Consider the following 21,705-nt stretch of genomic DNA (forward strand, 5'->3'; position numbering starts at 1 on the left):
GGAAAACGGTACGTATCTATTGGAACGTCAGTTTATGAAGGACAATACAATGTGAAGAATAGCAATGGTGAATTTGGCCCCTATGGAACATTAAAATCGGATGATCCAAACAGTTATAACTACATCTTTGGACAAGTTAAAAAAGATCAATTTTTTATTGATTTACGTAAGGCAAACGGCGTGACAAAAACTTGGTTAAACGAACAACATCCAATTTTCGCTGGAATAACTACCGAAGGGCCTGATATACCAAAAACTGTTAATATATCATTAGGTAAAGCGTTTGATATACTTGTTCAAATTCAAAAAGTGAGTCCATCTCAACTACATCAATAAATTTGTAATAATGTGGCTCAACGAAGTGTAGTATTTATGATAGTGTTAAGTGTCAATAGAGTTGTTTAGAAATGTCAGTTAGGTTATTTCATTAAAGGATTATTAGATGGAATAAATGTTTTTAAATTAGAGACGATGTGGGATAGAAGCACAGTATCATTAAGTTAACAAAATAAAATTATCCCTAAGTAGATAAAATGAGGAACTAAGGAATTTATCCCACATTAACGGACAATAAGAGCTCAACCTCAAAATGTAGCGAAAACAAAGAAGTTAGGTTGGGTGGGTTGCCCGTAAAAAACTGATTGGTGAGGGCTGATTAAAGTTTACTTTATACGTGTGATGGACTAAATCAAGAAATTGATTAGGGTACGTCGTTTCTTTTAGGAATCCTTATTATAAGGATTCCTTTTTTGTACCAAAAAATTTTCAAAGAAAAAAGATAAGATCGGGAACACAATCTTATCTTTAACATAAAGAATTAGCGTATGAACAGAGTATAACAAGCGGCGAGTCATAGTCGATAGTGAACTTCTGTCATGTTTATAAAGAACAACAAAAATTGAGTAAATAAGGCTGTATTGATAGTTATGTCATACAAACCGTGACATTTTGACACTAAAGTATGTGACAGAAAAATACTTAGGATTAAAAAAGTAGTTTTTAACACATTAGCAATGAATGAGGAGGAGAGATATTAATGACGAAAGCATTAGCTCAAAAAACTTTGCAAGATTTTTATTTCTTATTATTTACCTTTGTATCCGGCTTTTTTTACTTTTGTTTCTATCTAGTCAGCATTACATTTGCATTAGTAATGACGATTATCTTTTTGGGTATTCCCTTGTTGGCGTGGGTGCTGCAAACAACTCACACGTTTGTTCAGTATGAGCGCATTCAAACGAAGATTTATACAGATATATCAATAGATTTATTCGAACCAAGAAAAAAAGAGGAAGGAGATAAATGGATTAAAGCGATAGATACAATCCTCAATAATAGCAACTGGAGGGCTATTTTTTGGCTCATGCAGAAATTTTTTGTCGGAATAATGAGTCTTATATGTGCTGTTTTACTGTATGTAATGCCACTAGTATGTATCGTTACCCCCTTACTTTTTCAATATTTTAATATATACTTATTGGGCATTGCAGTGAATTCATTGGAGGTGGCAATTTTTGTCATGATTGTTGGTTTCATTCTCATCTGGATACATAATCTTATTGGAAACGACTTAGTTCGAATTATTGGAATGTACACGCGTTTCATGTTTAAAGCTATAAAGGAGTGATAATTTGTTTAAGACTTTAAAACTATGGTTTTGGTATGATTGGGCCTTGCTTTGTATACGCTTTATTGTTTGGCTATCATTAATATCAACGACTATCCACCAACAAGATCATTTAACAGTACCACTTTGGATCATAATCCTTTGGGAAGTCGTTTCATTTTCAGTACCTTGGATTTGTTTAATGTTCAGTTATCGCTATTATTTATTTACTGAAATAATATTATTTGGCGGAGTTTGTTTCTATTTAACTTTATTATTTCCGTTAGCGTATCTTGCTTTTTTAATGCCAACTTTTATGATTGCGGCAAATAGCGTTCATAAATCTTACCGCTGGTCGGGTCCTATTACAATTATTTTGTTCCCGTTGCTTATTGCGATATTTTCCAAAGTAACAGATTTATGGGTAATCATCCTACAACTCAGTTTAGCTTTTGCTATGGGCTCTTTCTTTCGTTTACTGGCTATTAATTACCGTCAAAGTGAAATTATTCGGAACCAGAAACATGTATTGGAACAGTACGTATCCCAAGTTGAGCGGATTACATTACTGGAGGAACGTGATAGGCTCTCAAAAGACTTACACGATACGATGGGACATTCCTATACTTCAATTATTATGGGGATGGAAACATTGCGTATGGAATTAAAGTCTAAAGAAGGAGAGCAGCAGCTAGATTCATTATTACAATTGGCCCGTAACAGTATGGAAGAAGTAAGACTGTATTTACACCAATTAGATTTATCACAAGAGTCGCTTCCCTTAGCTACCACACTACAACAATTGACAGAGGAATTTAAGAAACATGCAAAAGTAAATGTACGTACTCGAATAATAGGGGAAGAGTATATAGTCTCCAAACAATCAAAAATGACACTATATCGGAGCTTGCAGGAATCACTAACAAATGCTGTTCGCCATGGGCATTCCACAGAAATCATTGTGTCACTTCATTTTGAACCACAACAGATAAGATTGGATGTACAGGATAATGGCTGTGGGGTAGAAGAGTGGAAGGATGGCTTTGGATTAACTGCAATGAAAGAGCGTGTAAGTCAGTCACAAGGAAGAGTCATTGTTTATTCCAAAAAAGGGGAAGGGACATTAATTTCATGTGTTTTACCGAAACAAGTACAACTTTCTAATAAACAAATTCGTCTGTGTATTGTCGATGATCATTCTTTTATCCGAGAAAGTCTTCATACAATTTTGAGTGGGCTGGAGGATTTACAAGTAGTGGGAATGGCTGAAGATGGAGAACAGGCTTTGGAATTGTGCGGGAGACTAAAACCAGATGTAGTATTAATGGATTTAGAGATGCCAAATCTGGATGGGATTCATGCAACTAAAATGATTAAGAAAAAATGGCCGGACATTCGTGTACTCATTCTGTCAACCTTCCAGAATACAGAAAGGGCCAAAGAAATCATACGAAATGGTGCGGATGGATATGTACTGAAATCCATAGATTTGCGTGAACTAGCTGAATCAATTCGTCTAGTCTATCGAGGAGGCACGATGATTACTCATGACTTGTTCCATAGGATGTGGGAAGAAAATGAAGAAACAGGATTATTTGAATCACGATCAGCTGGAATAGAGTATGGATTGACGAAACGAGAATTAGAGATTTTGAAACTATTATCACAAGGAAGCCGTTATAAAACAATAGCTTCGACACTTTACTTGTCAAACGGAACAGTAAGAAATTACGCCTCCAATCTCTATGAGAAGCTAGGAGTTAAAAATCGAGAAGAAGCAGTACAAAAGGCAAAAGATATAGGATTACTTTCATGACTCTCCCACTTGAACTAGTTAGCTGAAGTTAATGGGGAACTTACAGATGATGCAGGACATCACTACCCAATCCCACATTTGAAACTACAATGAAAAATAAAGATTTGGAACGCCTCTGCTTTTTTGTGAAAAAAGTTGTTTAAAAAGGTTATTTGAATTCTCATATCGAAAAAGTAAAACACTATAGACGAAGACTATAAAATTTGTAGACTATAACTAAATTTGAAACAAGGTTTAAGGTAGATGAATGTCTTATTGAAACCTATCTTTACAAAGGACTGGTAAATAGTTTTCATATTTGTTAGTACATCGGTTCTAAATCTAAAAATAAAATAGGTATTTGGGTCAATAACATCTTTGATTTAAATGTTATTGACCCAATTTAGAAAATATCTATTAAGTTGCCATGAGTAATTTTAGAATTGAAAGAGGGAATTTCGTAAATTCGGGGATAATAGTACTCACTAAATTAAAGCTCTCTATAAAGAGAAGAATTTAGAAACTAAAGAAATCAGTGTGAAGGTGCTTGATTGTAGTCAAATATAAAATATGTTGTTTTGAGTTGAAGTAAGATGTGTAATTGAAAAAGATAACAGGATAATATATTTCTAATTATTTAAAGGGAAGGGGATGTGATTGAGGTGAATAATACATATAATGAAAAGACGCATACATTGATTAAACAATTATTAAAAAAGTTTTCACCAAAAGTTCCTGGCTTTGTATATATGGCCAGTTTTGATAGCGGAGTAACGTATAAAGGTGCAGTTGGCTTAGCTTCTATAGAGGAAAATCTACCGATAACCACAAAGAGCGTTTTTAATATCGCCTCAGTTTCTAAACAATTTACAGCGTTTTCTATATTACTCTTAGAACAAGAGGGAAGATTGAGTTTAGATGATTCAATTGTAAAGTTTGTCCCTTCTATAGGAACATATGCTGAACCAGTAACATTGAGGCATCTAATTCATCATACTGGCGGACTAGTTGATTATATGGAATTGGCTCAAGCAGAAAATATTAAATTTACTGATATATTAACTGTGGAACAATCGCTAAAACACCTTAATGGTCATCAAATTGCAAGGTTCCCTGTTGGCACAAAATTTGAGTATAGCAATACAGGATATTTTTTATTGTCATTGGTGGTAGAGAAGGTAAGCGGGAAGTCTTTACGTCAGTTTGCAAAAGAACGTATTTTTGATTCTTTAAATATGAAAGACACAACAATTGTAGATTGCTACCCAACTACTATATCAATTGCTAGGGGGTATTCAAAGAATGAACAAGGAGCATATATGGTCTATGAAAGCCCTTGGGAACATACAGGTGATGGGGCAGTTCATGCAACAGTCGAAGACCTGGTAAAGTGGGGAGAAAATTTAACTACGGGTACCGTTGGCGGAAAAGAACTTGTTAAAAGAATGAGCGAAATAGGTCCGGAAATTTCTCCAACTGGGGAAACAATTATTGACAATGAAGATTATGCTTTTGGGCTAAGGCTTGCAGAAGGTTTTAACTGTCGATACTTGGAACATTCAGGTAGCTGGGCAGGTTATCGTTCATACTTCATGCGGTTTCCAAAAGAATATTTGACTGTTGTAGTACTAAGTAACTATGATGGATTTGACTCTAAAAAATATGCTAATGAAATAGCGGGAATTATTTTAGAAAAGTAAAAAATAGGGTGTAGAAGAGTATCTGGATTTGGTTAACCACAAGTTGTTTTAGGTGTAATTGATTTTGGGAACGGAAGGCAGGCATATATTTATGCCTGCTTTTTTGTATTAAAATGAACATAGATATTAATTTTTTTGTAAATATGGAACAATGTCATTACTTACAATGTCTATTAAGCGTTGAAACATTTTTTATGTAATAAATTAAGAAAGGAATAATGATTTTTAATTAAGGGAGAAGATTGAATTGAAAAAATTATGGATGCTGTTTTTCATTTGTTTCGCAGTTATGTTGGTAGGATGTAATAAAAACGAACCGCCAAAACAAGCATTTGAAGAATATATTAATTTATGGAATGATAAAAAGTTTGCAAATATGTATGATCATTTATCAGATCGTGCCAAAAAATCGATTTCTAAAAAAGAATTCACAGAAAAATATCAAAAAATCTATGAGGGGATTGGAGCTAATAATTTAAAAGTTAAAATGAAAGGAGAGAATACGAAAGATAAAGAGCTTTTTCTTTTTGAAGTTAAGATGGATACGGATGTAGGACCAGTTTCATTCATCCATGAAGCAAAACTTGTGAAAGATAAAGAGTCTTGGAAAATAGATTGGACGCCAGACTTCATCTTCCCAGGTATGAAAAAAGATTACAAAGTACGTATGCAAATAGAGCAAGGAAAACGCGGAGAAATATATGATCGAAATGGAAAAGGGCTTGCAACGAATGGTAAAGCAACTGAGGTTGGAATTATTCCAGAGAAACTAGGCGAAACAGCAGCGCAAACGAAAGAAATAGTAGCACAATTACTTGATATGTCTACAGAAGAGGTCGAACAAAAACTCACAGCAAAATGGATAAAACCAGACTCCTTTGTACCAATTGGTATTTTAAAAGAGGGAACCAGACAGAATGATTATATTGAATTAGAAGGAGTTTCATCTCGCCCAGTAAATATTCGTACGTATCCATTAGGTGAAGCAGCGGCACACTTAACTGGATATATAGGAAATGTGAATGCGGAGGAGTTAAAATCACTTCAAAAACAAGGTTATCAAGCAGATGATTTAGTAGGTAAGACTGGTTTAGAGAAAGTGTTAGAAAATAAATTGCGTGGTGAAAAGGGTGGACGCGTATTTATAGAAGATGAGAAGGGGAAAGAGATTAAAAACGTAGCAAAAAAAGAAGCAAAAGAAGGAGAAAATGTTACGTTAACAATTGATGCTGCAATTCAAGAAAAAATCTTTAATGAGATGAAAACTGAAGCAGGGTCTAGTGCAGCGGTCAATCCTAAAACAGGTGAAACAATCGCACTTGTAAGTAGCCCTGCTTATAATCCAAATATAATAGTTAGAGGAGCATCGAAAGCCCAACGAGAAGCATGGAGTAACGACTCGAAACTACCAATGACGAATCGCTTTACACAAGCAATTGTACCAGGTTCCGTATTTAAAACGATCACAGGTGCAATTGGTTTGGAAACAAACACAATAAATCCGAAGGAAGAATTTAAAATTCAAGGATTGAAGTGGACAAAAGATTCATCTTGGGGAAATTACTATGTAACGCGTGTGAAGGATGCAAGTCCAATTGATTTTGATAAGGCAATGAAGTACTCTGATAATATTTATTTTGCTCAACAAGCTTTGAAAATAGGAAAAAATCAGTATGTAAATGAACTGAAGAAATACGGTTTTCATGAAAAATTACCAATCGAATACGAATTTCCTATTTCAATCATTGCAAGAGATGGGATAAGAAACGATATCCAACTAGCAGACACAGGCTATGGACAAGGACAAGTATTAATGACACCACTTCATTTAGCATTAACATATGCACCGATTGTGAATGAAGGGAATATTCCGCCGCCACATCTTTTAAAAGAAGCAAAAGTAGCGGGGAATTGGAAAGAAAATGTGGTTTCTAAAAAGAATCAAGACATATTAAAGAGTGCATTAATCAAAGTCATTAATGACCCTGATGGCGCAGGGAGAATTGCAAAGGTTGATGGTGTAACGCTTGCTGGTAAAACTGGTACAGCAGAACTGAAAGAGTCGAAAGAAGCAGAAGGAAAAGAACTGGGATGGTTCGCAGCTTTCGATGCAAATGCGCCAGACATGATTGTTACCATGATGATTGAAGATGTAAAAGGAAGAGGAGGAAGTAATGTTCCAGGTGAAAAAGTAAAACATGTATTTCAGAAATAACACTTAATTATAAGGTGAATTTTTTCACTACATTTATTATATGTTTACTTAACTCAAAGGTATAAATTGGGGGGAATATAGAGCAATTAAATTTCAAAAAAGCATTCTTTCTAATCGAGAATGCTTTTTTGCTGCGACTCTAGAAAATTGATGCCTTACCTTTATTTTCATTTCTGAAAAGTTGGCATTGCTAATGGTAAATAGAAGAGTATAGCAAGTTGAAATGGACAAGTGGAGTGTTACGTTAAATTCAAAAAACAGATTTTCATGAGTAGAATTTTATCATTGTATGCTTTACTTGTTTTTTAGTAGTATTATTCTGCTTGAAAAAAGATAAACAATGGAACAAATGAAACTTGTATCTTGTCTATATATTGAAACCATAATAAAAGTGAGGGCAGTTTTTATGTTTATTCAAATAAGTTTGAGGTGTGGAAATGGAACAGACGTTTATTGAAAAGTGTAATCATGATGAGCTGGACTATGTTATAAAAGACTATTGGCAAGATGTATGGAATTATTCATTTATTATTACGAAAGATCCACACTTATCAGATGATATCACGCAAGATGTATTTATAAAGGTGTTTAAAAATTGGAATTCATTTCGAAAGGAGTCATCTATTAAAACGTGGATTTTAAAAATCACAAGAAATACGGCAATAAACTATTTGAAATCCTCCTATTTTAAAAGGATATCTTTAATAGGATTTTTTAGTGACGATAAGCAATCCCTGTCAGCAGAACAAGAATTTTTTAACCAAGAAGAGATGAATGAGGTGTGGAAGGTTGTATTAAAACTACCTAAAAAGCACCGTGAAATAATTATATTGGACGCAAAATATGAATTATCATATGAAGAAATGGCTGAAACATTAGGAGTATCCATTGGAACTGTAAAATCGAGATTAAGTAGAGCGAGAAGTAAGGTTTCAAAATTAATAGGGGAGGGTAGTAGTGATGAACAATAAACAAAATCCTGACTGGTATAGAAAAATAAAAAAAGGCCCAATGGAGAATCGTAAAGATGAAGAAGAATTTATTTCTAAAATAAAGCAGTCTATATACGAAAATAATGAAGTGGATTTTGTAAAACATAAAAGACCATTTCGTAAAAAAGCATTACCTATTGTAGTTGTTTTAGTTTGTACAATGTTATTTTTCATTGTTCAACAACCTTGGCTTGATGATAATAAATCACCAGTACAAAGTAGTACTCAAATTAAGCCTAAAACAAAAGATGAGTCTGCTCAAGATCCATCATTAAAACAATTTATGAATGAACTATATCAAAGTACGAACTCAAAAAATGAAAATGACCTGTACAAAGCGTTAAATGATGAAGTTCTATTTAAAGGGAAGAGTTATAAGAAGGATGAACTGAAGTTTGATGAAGATATTTTTCATGAGTTGCAAGTCGCCCTTACAATGGGGGGAGAGTTTGGAAATGATACAAAGCAAGTATATAAAGTACCAAGTGGATTGACGGAAAGTAACCAACCAAAGCAAGCACATTTTATATATGCAACTGTTACTGGAAATAAAACAAAAATTTTAGCAGAACCAAAGCGAGAATCACAAGTTTTATATGAAGTATCTAATGAAATGGTAAAAGCTTGGATTCCAGAAAAAGTGCAGAATGATGGATATATAAAAATATCGACAATTAACGGTAATACTGGATATGTACAGAAAGAGTACATTTTAACTGATATTAAATATTCATTTATGTTCGAAAAGAATAATGAAGGTATATGGAAAATAATAAATATAGATTCTATATGGTAAAAGAGGAAGGTTCACTTTAATGAACCTTCCTCTTTGTTTTTATTCTCTTTTTGAAGAGTATTCCAGTACTCTAAAATTTCTGATGTAACGAGAGCGGCAATGTTTTTTTCGGAATTACTGCCAGGAATAACGACAGAAATAGCAATTTGTGGATCTTCAGTAGGAGCATATGCAATGAAAAGAGAATGATTTATCATTCTTTCTTGCTCATTTGGAAAACCTGTAATACCTGTTTTACCTGCGACGTCAAAGGGCAACTTTTTAATTTCCTCTATATTTTGACTCATTCCACCTTGCACGACACGCCAAAAGTTCATCGGGTAACGATTTGAACTTTCTAAAATGGTTTTAAACTTTTTGGTTTCCTTACCATCTTGACCAATAATCGCACTTACGATTTGAGGTTTATATTTATCACCTTTACTTGCCAATGTTGCTGCATATTGAGCGAGTTGAAGAGGAGTATGCACTTCATTTCCTCCCCAAGAGGCATTTAATAAAGCAGAAATCCCATTTTCAAATTTATTAGATGGATGGAATTCATATTGTCCGTCTTCTTCAAAGGGCAAATCAATCCCGGTTTTAGAACGTAGGCCGAATTGCATTAAATAATCTGTCCATATATGTGCCACTTTTTCTATATTTCCATTATTTTGGTTGAATAAGGGCAGAGCTACTTTTGCTGTCATAAATGTGTTAGATGAATTAATGATAGCCTGCCTCGGTGTAATCTCACCTGTTGGTGTTCCAGGTGCATTCGTAATGTTATTTTGATTATCATACTGAAAAGTACCTTTATCTAAATAAGTATCTTCGGGTTGAAAAAGTTTTTCGTTTAATCCAATTAAAATAGTAAGTGGTTTTATAGTAGAAGCCATATTTACATAAGATTCACCATACTTTAATTTTTGAATCGCTTTATTTTGCGAAAGAGATTTAATATTTTCTTTTCTAGAAGATACATGTGTATTTAATATATTTGGATCAAAAACTGTCGAGTTGACCATAGTTAAAATCGCGCCAGTTTTTGCATCGCTCACTACAGCATAACCAGCTTTAGCATCAGGTGTTTTCTTAATTTGCGATCTTAATGCTTCTTCTGCCTTTTGCTGCAACTCAGAGTCTAAAGCTAGCCGTACATCTTTTCCTTTTTGTACTTTTTGAATGTTCCATAAGAACTTTTTATTATTCAATTTAAAAATAAGAGTTTTACCTGGTTTTCCTTTTAAATCATTTTCATATTGCAGCTCAATCCCGCTTTTTCCAACAGCCATATGCTTTGAATTAAGGTCATTTTCTACATACCCAATTACTTGTGAACCAATTTCGTGTTTAGGATAATATCGAATCCATTCATCTTTAATTATTACATTATTGGGTTTGTTTTTGTTTATGAATGCAAGTTCATTCTCAGTTATATCAGAGTATAACGGTATATCATTCATAGTCTGCTTTTTACAAGATTGTTGTAATTGAGATTTTATGTTCTCTGTAGAAATATCATGTTGAAACTCGCTTGAAAATTGATTAAAAAAAGCTAATGTGCTTGATGTATCTTGTTTCGATAGCTTTTCATCATTAGAAGTGCAATATAGAGACTTAACTTTCTTATTTGTAGCTAGTATTGCACCATTTTGATCAAAAATCTTTCCTCTTTCAGCTGAAGAAGTTGCGATAGTAATTGAAATGAAGTTGATTTTTAATAAAATTAGTAAAATCAAACCTACAATAGAAAGAACCGCAAATAATCTCCATCTTTTTGTATGTAACATATAACCCTCCCTTATGTAGCCTACTTCATCTTATATTTAATTATTTTTTTTGTAAATGTGGAACAACTGTATTGTTTAGGTTGTCTATTAAGTATTACAGCATGAAGAAAGGAATAATTAGCATGAAAAATTACTAGCACGTCTATATGTAAGTTTAATAAGAGTCATTATACAGTTTAGCACTTCTAATGCAAGTGGCAAAAAATAGAGAGTAAACAAGAAGGGAGAGTTATTAATTCCATAGTTAAACGAAAAGGAATGGATGCTTACAAGGATTAAGCAAAAAAATGAGGCGATATTTATAACCGATTATCGGTATCTAATATATAAGGAATGCTTTTAGTATTTGTAGCAATTCCTGAAAGGATTAAATGGAGGATTTATGAAAGAACAAAAAGGCAAGAAGCAGAAGACATATATATCTATTCGATTAAATATAATGTTCCTTTGTATATTTGTACTATTCTCAGCTATTATTATGCAGCTAGGAAAGGTACAAATCGTTGAGGGAGAGGCTTATAAGAACCAAGTGGAAAGTAGTCAAAATGCAATAACTAGTATTCCAGTTCCACGTGGACAAATTTTAGATCGAGAAGGGAAAACAGTTGTTAATAATAAATCTCTTCGCACAATTACGTATACAAGGGTGAAGGGAATTACGAGTGAAGATATTTTAAAAACAGCAAAAGACTTGGCGAAAGTACTTGAAATGCCTGAACAAGATATAAATAAATTAACAGATATCGATAAAAAAGATTTTTGGATGCAGTTGAATTTGAAACGTGCGGAGACAAAGATTACTAAGAAAGATATAGAAAAGTTTAAAGAAAAGGGTATAGAGGGAAAAGAGTTAGATAAAAAAATAGAAGACTTAAGACGAGGTCGTGTTACAGAGGTAGAATTAGCAGAATTAACAGCACAAGATTTAAAGGTGTTAGCTATTAAAAGTAAAATGAGTTCAGGTTATCAACTAACACCACAAATTATTAAAAAAGATGTAACAGATGAAGAGTATGCGCGGATAAGTGAAAACCTTGCGAATTTTCCAGGAGTAGATGCAACTGTTGATTGGGAACGTAATTATGTAAATGGTAATTTATTTCGTTCTGTATTAGGAAATATTACGAGTAGTGAAGAAGGATTACCGAAAGAAAATTTAGATTCTTATTTAGTACGTGGATATAACCGTAATGATCGTGTTGGAAAAAGTTATATTGAACAACGATATGAAGATGTATTACACGGCACAAAAGAAGAAGTGAAAAATATTACTGATAAATCAGGAAACATTGTTAGCACAGAAATAATCTCTAAAGGAAAAAGTGGTAATAGTTTAACATTAACGATTGATATGGAATTACAAAAGAAAGTGGAAGAAAGTATAGAGAAAAACTTGAGAGCTTTTAAGAGTTCAGAGCCACTGCTCGATCGAGCTTTTGTTGTCATGACGAATCCAAATAACGGACAAATTTTATCAATGGCAGGCAAAAAGATTGTAGAAAAAGAAGGAAGAATAGAGGTTGAGGATTTGGCATTAGGTAACATGACAACTTCGTATGAGCTAGGGTCAGCTGTAAAAGGTGCTACTTTATTAACTGGATATGAGACAGGGGCAATACATCCAGGAGATCAATTTTATGACGCGCCGATGAAATTTAAAGGTACACAAGCTAAGAAATCGTGGAATGTATCCGGATTTGGTAATATTAATGATTTACGGGCTTTACAAGTATCTTCGAATGTATACATGTTCCAAACAGCTTTAAAAATTGCGGGAGTTAATTACGTACCAAATGGCTCATTGGATATTAAACAAGGAGCATTTGATACGATGCGCTATTATTTCAAGCAATTTGGTTTAGGTGTCCCAACAGGTATTGATTTACCGAATGAAATAATTGGACAAACGAGAAAAGTAGATAGTCAACCTGGTTTTTTACTAGATTTTTCTATCGGTCAGTATGATACGTATACGCCGTTGCAATTAGCGCAATATATTTCAACGATTGCGAATGGTGGTTATAGAATGCAACCTCAAATTGTACAAGAAATACGAGAACAATCAATAAAAGAAGAGGTTGGCAAAGTTATACGTTCCATAGAGCCTGTCGTATTAAATCGAATTGATATGAAGAAAGAACATATTGATCGGATAAAAGAAGGGTTTAGATGGGTATTCCAAGAAGGTGATGGAACTGGCGTGAAATATTTCAAAAACGCGCCATATAAACCAGCAGGAAAGACAGGAACAGCCCAAACTGTATATGGTGGAGATGACCCGATTGGTAGAAATGCAAAAGGAGAACGTATGGAATGCTACAACTTAACGTTAGTTGGATATGCTCCATATGATAATCCAGAAGTAGCATTTTCCGTAGTAGTTCCATGGCTTCATGATGATAAAAATGGAATTAATTCTATAATTGGAAAGGAAGTATTAGATGTATACTTTGATTTAAAACAGCAACGTATACATGGTGAAGCTACTAGTACAGGTAGTTCTAAGCAAAATTAAGATACTTTTCTCAGGGAAGAGAACCTGTTTGTATAAAGCCATTTATAAGAAAAAATGAAATGTGAAATAAGAGATAGCGGCGATCATAGCTACTATCTCTTATTTTGTTAATAACTCTCATACTAGCTATAAAATTTTTTTCAGTTTATGGAACAAATTTGGTTCGGTGATTGTCTATTATGTGTACGTATAAAAAGGTACTAAAAATTTGGAAGGAATGATGATTTTGAAAAATAAGAGGATGCTAAAAATAGGAATATGCGTTGGTATATTAGGTTTAAGTATTACAAGCCTAGAAGCTTTTACAGGAGGGGCACTGCAAGTTGAAGCGAAAGAAAAGACTGGACAAGTGAAACATAAAAATCAGGCGACGCATAAAGAGTTCTCTCAACTTGAGAAAAAATTTGATGCTCGATTAGGTGTATATGCGATTGATACTGGTACAAATCAAACAATCTCTTATCGATCTAACGAAAGATTTGCCTTCGCATCAACCTACAAGGCTTTAGCAGCAGGAGTATTACTACAGCAAAACTCAATTGATTCATTAAATGAAGTAATCACATATACGAAAGAAGACTTAGTGGATTATTCACCTGTTACAGAGAAACATGTAGATACTGGAATGAAACTAGGAGAAATTGCTGAGGCAGCTGTTCGTTCAAGTGATAATACTGCAGGGAACATTTTATTTAATAAAATAGGAGGACCTAAAGGATATGAAAAAGCGCTTAGGCATATGGGGGATCGGATTACTATGTCTGATCGCTTTGAAACAGAATTAAACGAAGCTATTCCAGGAGACATTCGTGACACTAGTACAGCGAAAGCTATTGCTACGAATCTTAAAGCTTTTACGGTCGGAAATGCACTTCCTGCTGAAAAACGTAAAATTCTTACAGAGTGGATGAAAGGAAATGCTACAGGAGACAAACTTATTCGTGCAGGCGTACCAACTGACTGGGTAGTTGGAGATAAATCAGGTGCTGGCAGTTACGGGACAAGAAATGATATTGCTATCGTTTGGCCTCCAAATAGAGCACCAATTATCATCGCAATTTTATCTAGTAAAGATGAGAAAGAGGCAACTTATGATAATCAACTCATTGCAGAGGCAACTAAAGTTATAGTTAAGGCTCTTAGGTAATAGTATTTTAGTTTTCGCATTTTTAACATGAAAGTATTAAAAGTATAAAGTTAGAAAACGACTCTTTTCGTGTGATAAGAGTCGTTTTTGTATTCTTATTATTAAAAAGGTAAAAGTAAAAATATAACGAATATATATGACATATCTCATATGAAATTTCATGTACTGTATTATTTTATTAATTTAAATAAATTTCAAGAAAGTATAATATAATTCAGTTAGCATATAGAAGTGTTTGATGAGAATGTAAAGGAGAAAATATGAAAAAGAAGATTAATAGAATTGTAATGATTATTTGTATATTAGTAGGTTTTACAATCTTTTTATATTTACAGAACAATTTAATAAGTATAACTGAGATTAAAATAACCTCTAGTAAAATACCATCCTCTTTTAAAGGGTATAAAATTCTACAAATTTCAGACTTACACAATAAAAAATTTGGCGATAATCAAGATGTGTTAATTCAAAAAATGAAAAGTATAGACCCAGATATTATTGCAATTACGGGTGATTTAATTGACAGTAAATCATACGATGCAGAAGTTAGTATGCAATTAATACGAGAAATGGTAAAGAAGTATCCTGTATATTTTGTGACAGGAAACCATGAACAATGGTCTGGAAAGTATAACAGTTTAGAAAAAGAGTTGAAGAAATATGGTGTCAATGTTTTAAGGAATGAACATGTAGGCATTCGAAAGGGTGAGCAAGAGATAAACTTGCTAGGTATTGATGATCCAGAGTTTGGTACTGGAAACCGTGATGAAGGAAATATTATAATAGATGAAATTAAAAAAGCAAAAATTGAAATGCAGCCAGATAGATATAATGTATTATTATCCCACAGGCCTGAATTTATAAAGGAATATACGAATGAGCGGTTGGATTTGGTTTTATCGGGACATGCTCATGGAGGGCAAGTTAGATTGCCATTTATCGGAGGATTAGTTGCGCCAAATCAAGGTGTTTTACCTAAATATACAGCGGGTTTATATGTAGAACAAAATACATCAATGGTAGTGAGTAGAGGATTAGGAAATAGTATCATTCCGCAAAGGATTTTGAATAGGCCAGAAATTGTAGTCGTGCAGCTAAATTAAGCTGTACGATTTTTTTTATACAAAAATGAGTAAAGGGGCTTTCTGTATTTTGCAGGAGTAAACATTACAATTTTGTTAAAAATTTTCTACGTTACATAAAGTAACAAAATTTGACCCTCAGTGTTTGTTATAGTGTAAATAATCAAAAAACTTAAAATTTGTCGAGTGAAAATTGTGATAAGTAATTCATATAAAAAACTTAAAGGGGTGTACACATGCATAAAGAATATGAAATTGAAGAATACACGGCGATTGAGGAACAAATCCATTATTATTGTAAATGTTTATTAGTAAGTCATCCTGATCAAATAATAAAGTATTTAGAAAAAAGGTTAGAAAAATATGCAGAAACATTACAATATGCACATTTATATCCTGACACAGTTATTTTACCGTTACAGCAATTAGTTATCGAATATTCTTTAGACGTTGCTAGAATTCGGAAGTATATGAATTTAAAAACGTAAAGTGAAATTTATAGTTTAAATGAAACAGAGTCGACTTTAGGAAATGAAATTCTAATGTCGACTCTGTTTCATTGTTTAATATCGGTGATTGAACATACATACTAATCAACGAAGTTTGACATATAATTAAGCAAGAGTAAAATAAAAGTGAGTACTCACTCATTTTTATTGGAAAAGGAGGATGAAACGTGCAACAACCTTCAATTATTTTACAGACTGTATCAAAAAGTTTTGGAAAAAAAGAAGTGTTACACAATCTTTCATTGCAAGTTGAAAAAGCAGAGATTTTTGGTTTTGTTGGACCTTCTGGATCGGGGAAAACAACGCTCATTAAAATGATTGCAGGTATTAATGAGGCAACGAAAGGTGAAGTGCTTGTTAATAATACTAATATGCCTAATTTAAATGAGATGAAACGAATTGGTTATATGGCCCAGGCGGATGCATTATACGAAGAATTATCAGCATATGAAAATGCAGATTTTATAGCAACGATGTATGGACTAAAGGGAAAACGTAAAAAGACAAGAATTGCAGAGGTTTTTGAACTTGTACAATTGTCACAGTATATGAAAAAGCAAGTACAACAATTTTCAGGTGGAATGAAAAAACGCTTATCATTAGCAATAGCGCTCCTTTACGAACCAGAAATATTAATTTTAGATGAGCCTACAGTGGGGATAGATCCGCTTCTTAGAAAAACGATTTGGGAAAAATTTTATGATCTTAAAAAGAAAGGCACAACGATTATTGTAACGACGCACATTATGGATGAAGCTGAATTTTGTGAGCGTCTAGGGTTAATTAGAGAAGGGAAACTAGTTGCGGTTGGAACAACTGAAGAATTGAAAAAACGCGTGTCATCTGGACGGATTGAAGATGTCTTTTTGCTAGAAGAGGTGGTGCCATCATGAGAGTTACTGGTGTAATCATACGTATTATTCGTCAATTTTTTCGAGATAAGCGTTCGTTAGCAATGATGTTTGGAGCACCGATGTTATTACTTTGGCTTTTGTCACTAGTGTTTACACAGAAAGACTATATACCGCAAATTGCTGTTGTTGATATGCCCGCTCAAATAGTAAAAGTGATGAAAAATCAAGAAGCGTCAATTTATGAATACAGTAAAGAAAAGGCGATTTTTGAGTTGGAAAAACAAAAGGTAGATGCAGTATTTCGAATAGAGAATGGAAAAATGAAACTTCTGTTGGAAGGTAGTGATTCGTCAAAAAATCGTGCTGTACTTCAAGTATTGCAAAAAAGCACAGAGAAGAATGATGTATCGATTATGAAACCTGAAGTAAATTATTTACATGGCTCTAAAGACTTTACGATGTTTGATGGGCTTGGTCCTGTATTAATTGGTTTCTTTACATTTTTCTTTGTATTTATATTATCAGGTGTATCTTTCGTAAGAGAACGTTTAAGTGGTACGCTAGAAAGGTTATTATCCACCCCAGTAAGAAGATGGGAAATAGTCGCAGGTTATATTATTGGTTTTGGAATCTTTGCCTTTATACAATCCATTATTATCGTAAGTTTTTCCGTTTATATTTTAGATTTATACGTAGCTGGCTCCATATGGCTAACGTTACTTATTACATGTATGCTCTCTTTGACTGCACTAACATTAGGTACGTTTTTATCGGCATACGCAAATAATGAGTTTCAAATGATTCAATTTATACCGCTTGTTATTGTGCCACAAATCTTCTTTTCTGGATTGTTTCCAATGGAATCTATGAATAAGTGGCTACAAATGTTAGGGAAAGTATTTCCACTCACATACGGCGCTGACGCAATGAGACAAGTGATGATTCGGAATCAAGGGTTTACAGAGGTTGTATTAGATCTTACTGTATTATTACTTTTTTCACTATTATTTGCAGTAGGAAATGTATTTGCTTTAAAGAAACATCGCAAAATATAATAATGAAAAAAAGGAGCTTTATAAATGCAGAAGGATTGGCTGGAGGAATTAATAGCTGCAACTAATACGGATAAACGAAATGAACGTCAAATGCGAATATTAGAGGCGGCTGTTGATATGTTTGGAGAAAAAGGATACGCTTCAACTTCAACAAGTGAAATTGCAAAGCGTGCTGGTGTAGCGGAAGGAACCATCTTCCGCTACTATAAAACAAAAAAAGATTTATTACTAGCGGTCGTAATGCCAACTTTAACTAAGTTCGCTGCACCATTTTTCGTACAAACCTTTGCAAAAGAAATATTTAAATCGGATTATGAATCATACGAAGGACTTTTAAGGGTTGTAATTCATAATAGGTTTAAATTTGCTCAAAAACACTTTCCTATGATAAAAATATTAATTCAAGAGGTGCCATTCCAACCAGAACTGAAAAATGAAATACAGCAATTAGTAGAAACAGAACTGTTTTCACATTTCAAAAAGTTGATTGTGAAATTTCAAGAAGAAGGGGAAATTATTGAGATACCACCATCTTCCGTACTACGTCTTACTTTATCAGCTGTATTAGGTTTATTATTAACACGATTTTTATTATTGCCTGAAGAAAAATGGAATGATGAAGCGGAAATTGAAAATACGATTCAATTTATATTGTATGGATTAACTCCACGATTTTAATCGTTGAAGTGTGAATTACATACATTACTTTTAAGTAAAAATAAATCGCCTTTAAAAAGGCGATTTATTTTCATTATATATTTTTGATAAATAAGTACTTGTTTACTAAAAACATTCTAAATCAGCGTGTTTCTTTGTCTCTTCTTCTAAGACCTAATAATCCTGCTAGTCCTAATAAACCAAGCCAAGCCCAATTATTATTTTTATCACGATTATCATTTAAATCATTTGTTGTATTTACATTTCGAGTTCTTACATCATTATTAACTCTGTCTAAGTTATTGTCATTTACTCGAGTTGAAATATCAGTGTTATTAACTCTATTCATATTATTTCCATCGTATTCAGCTTGCGTAGATGTACCTAAAAACATAATAGATAGTGCTAAAACACTTAAGATAGATGATAATTTCTTTTTCATAACAATCCCTCCTTTCTTAATCATTAATTTCTCCGAAGCATGTGTGTATTATTCATTTCACAATATCTAAACCCTCATTAATAGGGCGCACATTTATAGAAAATAGAGTTGAATGATTGTTAATATATCATTGGATATATATTTCTCATAAAAATAACTGAATCAAACTTTGCTTAAAATGTTAATCTTAGTACAATTTATATTATACGGGCTAGCAATAAGGAGGTAATAAGATGCGACAATTTGCAAAACCTACAATCGTCGTAAGTAAGTGTTTAGAATTTGATGCTTGTCGTTATAATGGAGAGATGATTCCAGATGTAACAATACGAAATTTGCAGCCATTTGTTACATTTATACCTGTTTGTCCAGAAGTGGAGATTGGATTGGGGACTCCTCGTGAAACGATACGAATTGTAGAAGAAAATGGTGAGAATAGACTTATGCAACCGTCGACACGAGAAGATGTAACTGAAAAAATGGAGCAGTTTTCAAATGACTTTTTACAAACGATACCAGATGTGGATGGTTTTATTTTAAAGAATCGTTCACCAAGTTGTGGTACGCGTGATGTGAAAATTTATTCTGGTTTTGAAAAAGCGCCAGCAAAGGGAAAAGGAGCTGGCTTATTCGGCGGAGCAGTAGTAAAAAATTTTTCGCATCTTCCTATTGAAGAGGAAGGTAGATTGTCGAATTTTATTATTAGAGAGCATTTCTTTACAAGGTTATTTACAATCGCATATTACAAAATGATTAAACACAATAAAAATATGAAAGAACTTGTATCGTTTCAGTCGGACAATAAATATTTATTTATGGCATATAATCAGGTGAAACAAAAGGAATTAGGTCGTATAATTGCAAATCAAAAAAATGAAAAGATTGAAGTGGTATTTGAAAACTATGAGAAGACTTTATATGAATTATTTATGCGTGCGCCCCGTTATACATCGAATGTAAATGTATGCGAGCACATTTTTGGATATTTTAAAACAAAGTTAAAAAAACAAGAAAAAGATCATTTTATAGAACTGTTACAAAAGTATGCAGAAAAGAAAATACCACTTAGTAGTTTACTTACAATATTAAAATCATGGGCTATTCGATTTGATGAAAAGTATTTATTAAGACAAACGTATTTCGAACCATACCCTGAAGCATTAGTAGAAATTTCTGATTCGGGAAAAGGTAGAGATTATTAAACAATAAATTACATAATTCGACACAAAATCTCCTATGTTGTTGTAGAACAATGTAGGAATTTTTTTGTGCATTAGTACAGAATCTGTTTTAAAATTAAGTTATGACAGAATTGTAGCAATTGTCTAACTAATATTCTTGTCTTTTAAGTTGTTATGTTTGTAGTAGAAACTCGCACGCTGTCGAAACTCAATATTCGATAAGGGGTGTGTAGCGGAATGGAATTTACTCTAACTCGCGAAAAACAAATGATTAAAGAAATGGTACGTGACTTTGCTGAAAAGGAAATCGCACCGAAAGCTGTATATTATGACAAAACTGCAGAGTTTCCATATGAAACATTTCAAAAAATGGGCGAACTAGGATTATTAGGCATCCCATTCCCAGAAGAATATGGAGGTTCAGGTGGCGATACGGTATCGTATGCGTTAGCAGTTGAAGAAATTGGTCGCGCTTGTGGTGGCACCGGTTTAAGCTATGCTGCAACAATTTCATTAGGTGCTTCTCCAATTTATTATTTCGGTACAGAAGAACAAAAACAAAAGTATTTAGTTCCGATGGCGTCAGGTAAAACATTAGGTGCCTTCGGATTAACGGAGCCGAATGCTGGATCAGATGCAGGTGGTACTCAAACGAAAGCGGTATTAGATGGTGATGAGTATGTAATCAGTGGTGAGAAGTGTTGGATTACAAACGCAGAGTATGCAAATACAATTATTGTAACCGCTGTCAACGGTATTGAAGAGAATGGTAGAAAACGTATTTCTGCATTTATCGTGCCTACTACGAGTGAAGGATTAACGATTTCAAGTCCTTACGATAAGATGGGTGTTCGCGCTTCTAATACTTGTGAAATCGTACTTGATGGCGTTCGTGTACCGAAAGAAAATATTCTTGGTGATGTAAATAAAGGTTTTAAACAATTTTTATATACACTTGATGGAGGGCGTATTTCAATCGCAGCATTGGCAGTTGGTATTGCGCAATCAGCCTTTGAACGTGCATTACAATATGCGAAAGAACGTCAACAATTTGGAAAGTCAATCTCTAATTTCCAAGCGATTCAATTTAAATTAGCTGATATGGCGACTGAAGTAGAGCTAGCACGCAATTTAGTACATAAAGCAGCTTGGTTAAAAGATAACGATAAACCTTTCGGCAAAGAAGCGGCAATGGCAAAACTATTTGCATCGGAAGCAGCAAGCCGTATTGCGAATCAAGCAGTACAGATTCATGGTGGATATGGTTATATGCGTGAATATGAAGTTGAACGACATATTCGTGATGCGAAACTATTAGAAATTGGTGAAGGAACTTCTGAAATTCAACGTCTCGTAATTGCTAGACATTTAGGATGTAGATAAAAGG

At 33.4% G+C, this 21,705-nt stretch carries 18 protein-coding genes; 16 read left to right on the plus strand and 2 right to left on the minus strand.

What is annotated here, in order from left to right; all coding sequences use genetic code 11:
- The 7 genes from DN401_RS28090 to DN401_RS28120 all read left to right on the plus strand — a co-directional run.
- Window positions 1-336 (plus strand): erythromycin esterase family protein (locus tag DN401_RS28090; protein WP_255481527.1); only part of this gene is annotated, 336 nt, incomplete at its 5' end.
- A gap of 700 nt (window positions 337-1,036) precedes the next feature.
- Window positions 1,037-1,627, plus strand: a complete 591-nt coding sequence (locus tag DN401_RS28095) for a sensor domain-containing protein (RefSeq protein ID WP_100655316.1) — start codon at window positions 1,037-1,039, stop codon at window positions 1,625-1,627.
- A 4-nt stretch (window positions 1,628-1,631) separates the two neighbouring features.
- Complete coding sequence (locus tag DN401_RS28100; protein ID WP_100655315.1) at window positions 1,632-3,422, plus strand: helix-turn-helix transcriptional regulator; 1,791 nt, start codon at window positions 1,632-1,634, stop codon at window positions 3,420-3,422.
- 641 nt (window positions 3,423-4,063) lie between these two features.
- Entirely contained in the window at window positions 4,064-5,101 is a 1,038-nt protein-coding gene (locus tag DN401_RS28105) for a serine hydrolase domain-containing protein (protein WP_059303783.1), read from the plus strand.
- Window positions 5,102-5,348: 247 nt separating this feature from the next.
- Complete coding sequence (locus DN401_RS28110; protein ID WP_100655314.1) at window positions 5,349-7,316, plus strand: penicillin-binding transpeptidase domain-containing protein; 1,968 nt, start codon at window positions 5,349-5,351, stop codon at window positions 7,314-7,316.
- A gap of 437 nt (window positions 7,317-7,753) precedes the next feature.
- The gene (locus tag DN401_RS28115; protein WP_000438330.1) at window positions 7,754-8,287 is read left to right on the plus strand and encodes an RNA polymerase sigma factor; all 534 of its coding nucleotides are present in this window, start codon (window positions 7,754-7,756) and stop codon (window positions 8,285-8,287) included.
- Window positions 8,277-9,104, plus strand: coding sequence for an SH3 domain-containing protein (locus DN401_RS28120; protein WP_001060762.1), 828 nt, complete (start codon window positions 8,277-8,279; stop codon window positions 9,102-9,104). Before DN401_RS28115 ends, DN401_RS28120 begins: the two co-directional genes overlap by 11 nt.
- An 11-nt stretch (window positions 9,105-9,115) precedes the next feature.
- Here the strand turns inward: DN401_RS28120 and DN401_RS28125 are convergent, their stop codons facing one another.
- The gene (locus DN401_RS28125; RefSeq protein WP_000903357.1) at window positions 9,116-10,876 is read right to left on the minus strand and encodes a peptidoglycan D,D-transpeptidase FtsI family protein; all 1,761 of its coding nucleotides are present in this window, start codon (window positions 10,874-10,876) and stop codon (window positions 9,116-9,118) included.
- Between the two features lie 382 nt (window positions 10,877-11,258).
- Here DN401_RS28125 and DN401_RS28130 point away from each other — a divergent pair, with 382 nt between their 5' ends.
- The 7 genes from DN401_RS28130 (at window position 11,259) to DN401_RS28160 (ending at window position 18,716) form a co-directional block, all read left to right on the plus strand.
- Complete coding sequence (locus DN401_RS28130) at window positions 11,259-13,391, plus strand: peptidoglycan D,D-transpeptidase FtsI family protein (protein ID WP_000662985.1); 2,133 nt, start codon at window positions 11,259-11,261, stop codon at window positions 13,389-13,391.
- 220 nt (window positions 13,392-13,611) lie between these two features.
- A complete protein-coding gene (bla, locus tag DN401_RS28135; RefSeq protein ID WP_002164538.1) occupies window positions 13,612-14,538 on the plus strand; it encodes a class A beta-lactamase Bla1 in 927 nt (308 codons plus the stop codon).
- 260 nt (window positions 14,539-14,798) lie between these two features.
- Complete coding sequence (locus DN401_RS28140; RefSeq protein ID WP_000727181.1) at window positions 14,799-15,641, plus strand: metallophosphoesterase; 843 nt, start codon at window positions 14,799-14,801, stop codon at window positions 15,639-15,641.
- A gap of 215 nt (window positions 15,642-15,856) precedes the next feature.
- Window positions 15,857-16,108 carry a hypothetical protein gene (locus DN401_RS28145; protein ID WP_000548621.1) on the plus strand — a complete coding sequence of 84 codons (252 nt, stop codon included), beginning with the start codon at window positions 15,857-15,859 and terminating at the stop codon, window positions 16,106-16,108.
- Window positions 16,109-16,296: 188 nt separating this feature from the next.
- On the plus strand, window positions 16,297-17,022 hold the full coding sequence (locus tag DN401_RS28150; RefSeq protein WP_149288072.1) for an ABC transporter ATP-binding protein: 726 nt from the start codon (window positions 16,297-16,299) through the stop codon (window positions 17,020-17,022).
- Entirely contained in the window at window positions 17,019-18,038 is a 1,020-nt protein-coding gene (locus DN401_RS28155; protein ID WP_001266722.1) for an ABC transporter permease, read from the plus strand. Before DN401_RS28150 ends, DN401_RS28155 begins: the two co-directional genes overlap by 4 nt.
- A 24-nt stretch (window positions 18,039-18,062) precedes the next feature.
- The gene (locus DN401_RS28160; RefSeq protein WP_001168184.1) at window positions 18,063-18,716 is read left to right on the plus strand and encodes a TetR/AcrR family transcriptional regulator; all 654 of its coding nucleotides are present in this window, start codon (window positions 18,063-18,065) and stop codon (window positions 18,714-18,716) included.
- Between the two features lie 121 nt (window positions 18,717-18,837).
- Here DN401_RS28160 and DN401_RS28165 read toward each other — a convergent pair whose 3' ends face one another.
- Window positions 18,838-19,137, minus strand: a complete 300-nt coding sequence (locus DN401_RS28165) for a WGxxGxxG family protein (protein WP_000728157.1) — start codon at window positions 19,135-19,137, stop codon at window positions 18,838-18,840.
- Between the two features lie 233 nt (window positions 19,138-19,370).
- Between DN401_RS28165 and DN401_RS28170 the strand changes: the two genes are divergently transcribed.
- Window positions 19,371-20,339: a YbgA family protein gene (locus DN401_RS28170; RefSeq protein WP_001248632.1), complete on the plus strand. Its 969-nt coding sequence runs from the start codon at window positions 19,371-19,373 to the stop codon at window positions 20,337-20,339.
- 216 nt (window positions 20,340-20,555) lie between these two features.
- On the plus strand, window positions 20,556-21,701 hold the full coding sequence (locus DN401_RS28175) for an acyl-CoA dehydrogenase (protein ID WP_000397279.1): 1,146 nt from the start codon (window positions 20,556-20,558) through the stop codon (window positions 21,699-21,701).
- The last annotated feature ends 4 nt before the right edge of the window (window positions 21,702-21,705 follow it).

This window comes from Bacillus sp. BF2-3, from assembly GCF_008368795.1.
Taxonomy (GTDB): Bacteria; Bacillota; Bacilli; order Bacillales; family Bacillaceae_G; genus Bacillus_A; species Bacillus_A cereus.